This is a genomic window from Burkholderia sp. USMB20, assembly GCF_000949135.2.
Classification (GTDB): domain Bacteria; phylum Pseudomonadota; class Gammaproteobacteria; order Burkholderiales; family Burkholderiaceae; genus Burkholderia.
Genome location: NZ_JTAN02000013.1, coordinates 199,058 through 206,434, shown reverse-complemented (window position 1 = coordinate 206,434; position 7,377 = coordinate 199,058). Strand labels below are relative to the sequence as shown.

The 7,377-nt window shown below is 66.2% G+C and carries 5 protein-coding genes and 6 tRNA genes; 1 reads left to right on the top strand and 10 read right to left on the bottom strand.

Annotated elements, in window-relative coordinates:
• Position 1: 1 nt before the first annotated feature.
• From PL79_RS18300 to gltX, 7 genes are all read right to left on the bottom strand, one after another.
• A tRNA-Glu gene (locus PL79_RS18300) sits at positions 2-77 on the bottom strand.
• Positions 78-142: 65 nt separating this feature from the next.
• Positions 143-219: transfer RNA gene (locus PL79_RS18295), tRNA-Asp, on the bottom strand.
• A gap of 83 nt (positions 220-302) precedes the next feature.
• Positions 303-378: transfer RNA gene (locus tag PL79_RS18290), tRNA-Glu, on the bottom strand.
• Positions 379-441: 63 nt separating this feature from the next.
• Positions 442-518, bottom strand: a tRNA-Asp gene (locus PL79_RS18285).
• An 80-nt stretch (positions 519-598) separates the two neighbouring features.
• Positions 599-674, bottom strand: a tRNA-Glu gene (locus PL79_RS18280).
• Between the two features lie 141 nt (positions 675-815).
• A tRNA-Ala gene (locus PL79_RS18275) sits at positions 816-891 on the bottom strand.
• A gap of 128 nt (positions 892-1,019) precedes the next feature.
• Positions 1,020-2,429, bottom strand: coding sequence for a glutamate--tRNA ligase (gene gltX, locus PL79_RS18270; protein ID WP_044847961.1), 1,410 nt, complete (start codon positions 2,427-2,429; stop codon positions 1,020-1,022).
• Between the two features lie 284 nt (positions 2,430-2,713).
• Between gltX and PL79_RS18265 the strand changes: the two genes are divergently transcribed.
• Positions 2,714-3,640: a patatin-like phospholipase family protein gene (locus PL79_RS18265; protein ID WP_044847962.1), complete on the top strand. Its 927-nt coding sequence runs from the start codon at positions 2,714-2,716 to the stop codon at positions 3,638-3,640.
• 151 nt (positions 3,641-3,791) lie between these two features.
• Here PL79_RS18265 and PL79_RS18260 read toward each other — a convergent pair whose 3' ends face one another.
• The 3 genes from PL79_RS18260 to PL79_RS18250 form a co-directional block, all read right to left on the bottom strand.
• Positions 3,792-4,466, bottom strand: a complete 675-nt coding sequence (locus PL79_RS18260) for a C40 family peptidase (RefSeq protein WP_044847963.1) — start codon at positions 4,464-4,466, stop codon at positions 3,792-3,794.
• Positions 4,467-4,594: 128 nt separating this feature from the next.
• On the bottom strand, positions 4,595-6,217 hold the full coding sequence (locus PL79_RS18255) for an ABC transporter ATP-binding protein (protein ID WP_044847964.1): 1,623 nt from the start codon (positions 6,215-6,217) through the stop codon (positions 4,595-4,597).
• A complete protein-coding gene (locus PL79_RS18250) occupies positions 6,214-7,311 on the bottom strand; it encodes an ABC transporter permease (RefSeq protein ID WP_044847965.1) in 1,098 nt (365 codons plus the stop codon). Before PL79_RS18250 ends, PL79_RS18255 begins: the two co-directional genes overlap by 4 nt.
• Positions 7,312-7,377: the final 66 nt, after the last annotated feature.

Here is a 7,377-nt window from a genome sequence, read left to right as displayed (position 1 = left end):
CTGGCGTCCCCTAGGGGATTCGAACCCCTGTACTCACCGTGAAAGGGTGATGTCCTAGGCCTCTAGACGAAGGGGACAACGTACTGCTTACATCTTTAACGCAAAAGCCCGCTCAAAACGTTCATTTGAACGGGCTTTGTTCTGGCGGAGCGGACGGGGCTCGAACCCGCGACCCCCGGCGTGACAGGCCGGTATTCTAACCAACTGAACTACCGCTCCAGCTTTCTTCACTCTCACCTGCAGGACCTCGTTCACGTCCTGCAAGCGTTGCGACACTTCTACTACGAAACGCCGCTGAATCCTGGCGTCCCCTAGGGGATTCGAACCCCTGTACTCACCGTGAAAGGGTGATGTCCTAGGCCTCTAGACGAAGGGGACAACGTACTGCTTACATCTTTAATACAAAAGCCCGCTCAAAAACGTCTTGAACGGGCTTCGTTCTGGCGGAGCGGACGGGACTCGAACCCGCGACCCCCGGCGTGACAGGCCGGTATTCTAACCGACTGAACTACCGCTCCAACTTTCTGCACCGTTACCTGCAGGACGTCGGTTACGTTCCTGCAAGCCTCGCGACACTTCTATGAAACGCCGCTGAATCTGGCGTCCCCTAGGGGATTCGAACCCCTGTACTCACCGTGAAAGGGTGATGTCCTAGGCCTCTAGACGAAGGGGACACGATCTTTTCAGATCTGTCTGACTTTCGCTATTCACTCATCATCAACAGCGAAGGCCGAAATTCTAACTGCTTTAAATCATTTTGTGAAGCATTTATTACTTACTACCGCTGCTTCGCAAATCAATTCGTTCTGCTCTGATGGTGGAGGTAAGCGGGATCGAACCGCTGACCTCTTGCATGCCATGCAAGCGCTCTCCCAGCTGAGCTATACCCCCTTGCAGAACAGAAATGAGATTATATGGACCGAATTTGAACTTGTAAATACCCTTTTTGCGATTCGAGCGAAATTTTTTGCGAAGCCGCCGTGACACCCTGCGCGAGCGGCTTCGCATCCGCTCCAACCTCAGGCCAGCGCGGCCTCGATACGCGACACCACGACGTCACGACCGAACAGCACGAGCACCGCGTCGATCGACGGCGTATGCGTCGTGCCCGCCACCAGCAGGCGCACCGGCATCGCGAGCTGCGGCATCTTCAGCTTGTGCGCGCCGAGCGTCGCCTTCAGCGCGGCGGACACCGCTTCCTTCGTCCAGTCGGCCGCCTTCAGCGCGGCGACGAGATCGGCCAGTGCCGGGCGCACCGCATCGGTCACGTGCTGCGCGAGCGCGTCGGGATCCGGCGCCGGCACGCGGTAGAACATCGCGGCGCCTTCGGCGATCTCCTTGACCGTCGTCGCGCGGTCCTTCATCAGGCCGACCACCGCCTCGAGCGCGGGGCCCGTCGCGATCGCCGCGTCGTCGATGCCGAGCGCGTCGAGGAACGGCTTCGCCAGCGCGGCGAGGCGCGCGTTGTCCGCTTCCTTGATGTAATGGGCGTTCAGCCAGCTCAGCTTGCTGTGGTCGTACTGCGCGGGCGACTTGCCGAGATGCTCGAGGTCGAACCATTCGACGAACTGCTCGCGCGAGAAGATCTCCGCGTCGCCGTGCGACCAGCCGAGGCGCGCGAGGTAGTTGACGACGGCCTCCGGCAGGAAGCCCGCGTCGCGGTACGCCATCACGCTCATCGCGCCATGCCGCTTGCTCATCTTCTCGCCCTGCTCGTTCAGCACGGTCGGCAGGTGCGCGTAGACGGGCGGCTCGCCGCCGAGCGCGCGCAGGATGTTGATCTGGCGCGGCGTGTTGTTCACGTGGTCGTCGCCACGGATCACGTGCGTGATGTTCATGTCCATGTCGTCCACGACGACGCAGAAGTTGTAGATCGGCGTGCCGTCCGGGCGCGCGATCACGAGGTCGTCGAGCTCCTCGTTCGAGATCTCGACACGCCCCTTCACCGCGTCGTCCCACACGACCGTGCCGGTCAGCGGGTTGCGGAACCGCAGCACCGGCTTCACGCCGGCCGGCGGCTCGGGCAGCACCTTGCCCGGCTCCGGACGCCACGTGCCGTCGTAGCGCGGCTTGAGGCCGGCCTCGCGCTGGCGTTCGCGCAGCGCGTCGAGCTCCTCGGCCGACATGTAGCACGGGTACGCGAGGCCCTGCTCGAGCATCTGCGCGAGCACCGCGCGGTAGCGGTCCATCCGCTGCATCTGGTAGATCGGGCCTTCGTCGAAATCCAGGCCGAGCCACTGCATCCCCTCGAGGATCGCGTCGACGGCTTCCTGCGACGAGCGCTCGACGTCGGTATCCTCGATACGCAGCACGAACGTGCCTTTCATCTTGCGCGCGAACGCCCACGGATAGAGCGCGGAGCGGATGTTGCCGAGGTGGATGAAGCCGGTGGGACTCGGCGCGAAGCGGGTACGGACAGGACGGGTCATAAACGGTAACTCGAACGCCTGGGGCGCATGAATGATTCGACGCGGGATCGACGGCGACAGCCCGGACAGCACTGGGGCCGGCCGCGCCCGGAACGGGAAAGAAGCCGGAATTATACGGTATTCGCGCCGCCCTTCCGCGCCAAGCGCGCCGCTTGCTTTATGATGTGCGCGCCGCGGCCGGCCAGCCGGCGCCGCGCCGGCCGCGCGGTTTGTGCCGCGCGGCCGCTCGGACCTATCGCCGCCGCGGGCCGCACGGCCCGCCGCCAAGCGCCGAGAACCATTCGATGTCGTCCCCTCGCCTGTCGCGCCGTCACTTCACGATCGCTTGCGCATCCGCCAGCCTCGCCGCCTGCACGTCGTTCGGCGACAAGTCCCGCCCCGACAACGCCGCGAATCCCGCGCAGTCGCGCGAGAAACCCGTGAAGATCGGCATCGCGCTCGGCGGTGGCGCCGCCCGCGGCTTCTCGCACATCGGCGTGCTGAAAGCGCTCGAGGCACGCGGCATCCCGGTCGAGATCGTCGCGGGCACGAGCGCGGGCTCGGTGGTCGGGGCGCTCTATGCCGCCGGGATGAGCGGGCTGCAGATCAACAAGATCGCACTCGACATGGATCAGGCGGCGATCAGCGACTGGGCGCTGCCGTTCCGCTCGCGCGGGCTGCTGCAGGGCGTGGCGCTGCAGAACTTCCTGAACAAGACGCTCAACAACCGGCCGATCGAAAAGATGGCGAAGCCGCTCGGCATCGTCGCGACGGACCTGCAGAACGGCCAGCCGATCCTGTTCCAGCAGGGCAATACGGGGCTCGCGGTGCGCGCGTCGTGCAGCGTACCGTCGGTGTTCGAGCCCGTGAAGATCGGCAACCGCGAATACGTCGACGGCGGCCTCGTGAGCCCGGTGCCCGCGTCGTTCGCGCGCAAGATGGGCGCGAGCTTCGTGATCGCGGTCGACATCTCGTCGCGGCCGGACGGCGCGGCGACCAACAACCCGATCGAGATGCTGCTGCAGACCTTCACGATCATGGGCCAGACGATCAAGACCTACGAGCTCGACAAATACGCGGACGTCGTGATCCGCCCGAACCTCGCGGCAATGGGCGGCAGCGACTTCAACCAGCGCAACGCGGCGATCCTCGCGGGCGAGGAAGCCGTCGCGCGCGTCATGCCCGAGCTGCAGCGCAAGCTCGCGGCGGCCCGCGGCGTCGCGGCGGCATAAGCGGCGCATCGCGGCGCGCGGCGCGCGACAGCGAGCGCGCCACCGACGATGGCCCCGCCACCAGCCGCTTGCGCACGCCCCAAAACAAAAAACCCTGCCGCCTTCCGGTGACAGGGTTTTTTGGATCCGGCGGTTCGCCGGCGAGCGTCGGTCAGTTGCTGCCGTTCGCCGCGTCGTCGCCGATCGTGGCACGCACGCGCTGGCGCAGGTCGTCGGCCTTCATCGGGAACTCCGACTCGAGCCGGCGCGCACCGGTGAAACGCTTTTCCCAGTAGCCGCTGTCGAGATCGTCGACGCGAATCGTGCTGCCCGTCGACGGCGAATGCACGAACTTGTTGTCGCCGATATAGATGCCGACGTGCGAGAACGTACGGCGCATCGTGTTGAAGAACACGAGGTCGCCCGGCTTCAGGTTGCTCATGCTGACCTTCTCGCCGACGCGGCTCATCTCTTCGGCGCGACGCGGCAGCGACATGCCGAGCGTGTCCTGGAACACGTAGCGCACGAAGCCGCTGCAGTCGAGGCCGGAATCCGGCGAGTTGCCGCCCCAGCGGTAACGCACGCCGATCATGTTCAGCGCACCGACGACGACGTCGCCTGCCTTGCCCGCCATGCCGGCAAGAAACGACTTCGCGCCGCCGCTCGACGACTGGGCATTGGTCTGCTGGGGGGAGGAGCTCGACCCGATTTGAGTCGAATTCGTGACATTCTGGTTAAAACTGCTGACTTCGTCGGCGAACGCGCCGGGAGCTGCTGCGAACAGGGCGCCGATGAACAGCCCGGCGAGGGTGCGCGCGCATGCCTGGGTCAGGGATCGATGCTGCATTGGTCGATGGAATGTGCTTAAAAATCAGCTGATTGGCGGAAAATTTCGGTCGATACTAGCCAGCGCGTAATCGTTTGTCAAAACAAATTAAAAAATACAATCGAGATAGTCAGACCATTGGACGCCTATCACGCTTTCCAGACCGCTTTCAACAGCTTTTGTGTGTAAGGATGTGACGGTTTCGTGAAGATATCGGCCACGTCGCCGGACTCGACGATCGCCCCGCCCTGCATCACCGCGACCCGGTGCGCCATCGCGCCGATCACCTCCAGGTCGTGGCTGATGAATACATAGCCGAGGTTGTATTTCTGTTGCAAATTCGCGAGCAGCTTCAGCACCTGCTGCTGGATCGACACGTCGAGCGCGGACGTCGGTTCGTCGAGGATCAGGATGCGCGGCTCCAGCACCAGCGCGCGCGCGATCGCGATCCGCTGGCGCTGGCCGCCCGAGAATTCGTGCGGATAGCGATGCAGCACCGTGCGGTCGAGGCCGACTTCGCGCAGCACGGCCAGCGACTTCGCGCGGCGCGCGTCCGGCGTGAGTTCCGGGCGATGCAGTTCGAGCCCCTCGCCGACGATCCGCTCGATCGTGTGACGCGGCGACAGTGAACTGAAGGGATCCTGAAAGACGACCTGCATGTTCGAGCGCAGCGCGGTCTGCTCACGGCCGCGATAGGTCGACAGCGCACGCCCCTGGAATTCGATCTCGCCGTGCGCCGTCCTTTGCAGCCCGAGCAGCGCCATCGCGAGCGTCGACTTCCCGGAGCCGGATTCGCCGACGATCCCGAGCGTCTCGCCCTGCCGCACCGACACGGATACGTCCGCGACCGCCGTCACGGGCGTCGTGCCGAACCAGCCTGCGAAGCCCGGCCGCTTGCGCGCGAACTGCACGCTGACGTGGCGCGCATCGAGCACGACGGGCGCGATCGGCATCACCGGCGCGACCGCGCGCTGCGGCCGACTGTTCAGCAGCCGCTGCGTATACGGATGCTCCGGCTCCGCGAAGATCCGCTCGACCGGCCCGCTTTCGACCAGCTTGCCGCGCTCCATCACCGCGACCCGCTCGGCGAAGTGCCGCACGAGGTTCAGGTCGTGCGTGATCAGCAGGATCGCCATCCCGCGCTTTTCCGCCTCCTCGCGCTGCAGCTCGAGCAGCAGGTCGACGATCTGCGCGCGGATCGTCACGTCGAGCGCCGTGGTCGGTTCGTCCGCGAGCAGGAGGCGCGGCCGGCAGGCGAGCGCCATCGCGATCATCGCGCGCTGCCGCTGGCCGCCCGACAACTGGTGCGGGTAGCTGTCGACGCGCCGCTCCGGCTCCGCGATGCCGGTACGCGCAAGCAGCGCGATCGCGCGCTTGCGCGCCTCCACCGCCGTCACGCCGTCGTGCAGCACGATCGTCTCGCCGATCTGCGTGCCGATCGTGTACAGCGGGTTGAGCGCCGTCATCGGCTCCTGGAAGATCATCGCGATGTCCGAGCCGCGCAGCCCGCGCATCTCGCGTTCGCTCTTGCCGGCGAGGTCATGCCCGGCGAAGCGGATCGTGCCGCTCACGTCGGCGTCGCGCAGCAGCCGCAGGATCGACAGCGCGGTCACGCTCTTGCCCGATCCCGACTCCCCGACGAGCGCGACGCGCTCGCCGCGGCCGATCGCGAGCGTCACGTCGTCGACGGCCACCGTGTCGCCGAAGCGCACCTGCAGATGCTCGAGCGACAGCAGCGGCTCGCCCGCGTTCGATACGACCGTGCTGCTCATCGCTGGCCTCCTGCCGCGCGCACCGAATCGGCGATCCGCGTGTCGAGCGCGTTGCGCAGCGCGTCGCCCATGAAGGTCAGCAGCAGCAGCGTCGCGACCAGCACGCCGAACGTCGACAGCGAGATCCACCACGCATCGAGGTTGCCCTTGCCCTGCGCGAGCAGCTCGCCGAGGCTCGGCGTCGGCGGCGGCACGCCGAGCCCGAGGAAGTCGAGGCTCGTGAGCGCGAGGATCGCGCCGCTCATCCGGAACGGCAGGAACGTGATCACGGGCGTCATGCTGTTCGGCAGCACGTGGCGCCAGATGATCTGCCAGTTCGTGAGCCCCATCGCACGGGCCGCGCGCACGTAGTCCTGCGTGCGGTTGCGCAGGAATTCGGCGCGCACGTAGTCGGCCAGGCCGATCCAGCCGAACAGCGACAGCAGCACGATCAGCAGCAGGAAGCTCGGCTCGAAGATCGACGCGAAGATGATCAGCAGGTACAGCTCGGGCAGCGAACTCCAGATCTCGATCAGCCGCTGCCCGACGATGTCGATGCGCCCGCCGAAGAAGCCCTGCACGGCGCCCGCGGCGATCCCGAGCAGCGTGCCGATCACGGTCAGGACCAGCCCGAACTCGACCGACACGCGGAACCCGTACACGAGCCGCGCGAGCAGGTCGCGCCCCTGCGCGTCGGTGCCGAGCCAGTTCGCACGCGACGGCGGCGCCGGGTTCGGCACGCTCGAGAAATAGTTCAGCGTGTCGTAGTAATAGCGGTTCGGCGGATACACGACGAAGTTGCCCGGCGCCTCGAGCCGCTTGCGGACGTACGGATCGAGATAGTCGGCCGGCGTCGGGAAGTCGCCGCCGAAGGTCGTCTCCGGATACGCATGGAACATCGGGAAATAGGTCTGGCCGTCGTAGCGCACGACGAGCGGCTTGTCGTTCGACCACAGCGGCGCCGCGAGGCTCGCGGCGAACGCGACGACGAAGATCACGAAGCTCCAGTAGCCGAGGCGCTGCTGGCGAAAGCGCTGCCAGACGCGGCGCGCGGGCGACGGCGACACGCGCGCACGGGCCGCGTCGATGCGGGACGACACGACGGCCCGGTTCATCGCGCACCTCGCCCGGCGAGCGCGGGCAGGCGAACGGGCGCGCCGGCGAGCGGCGTGCTGGCGGAC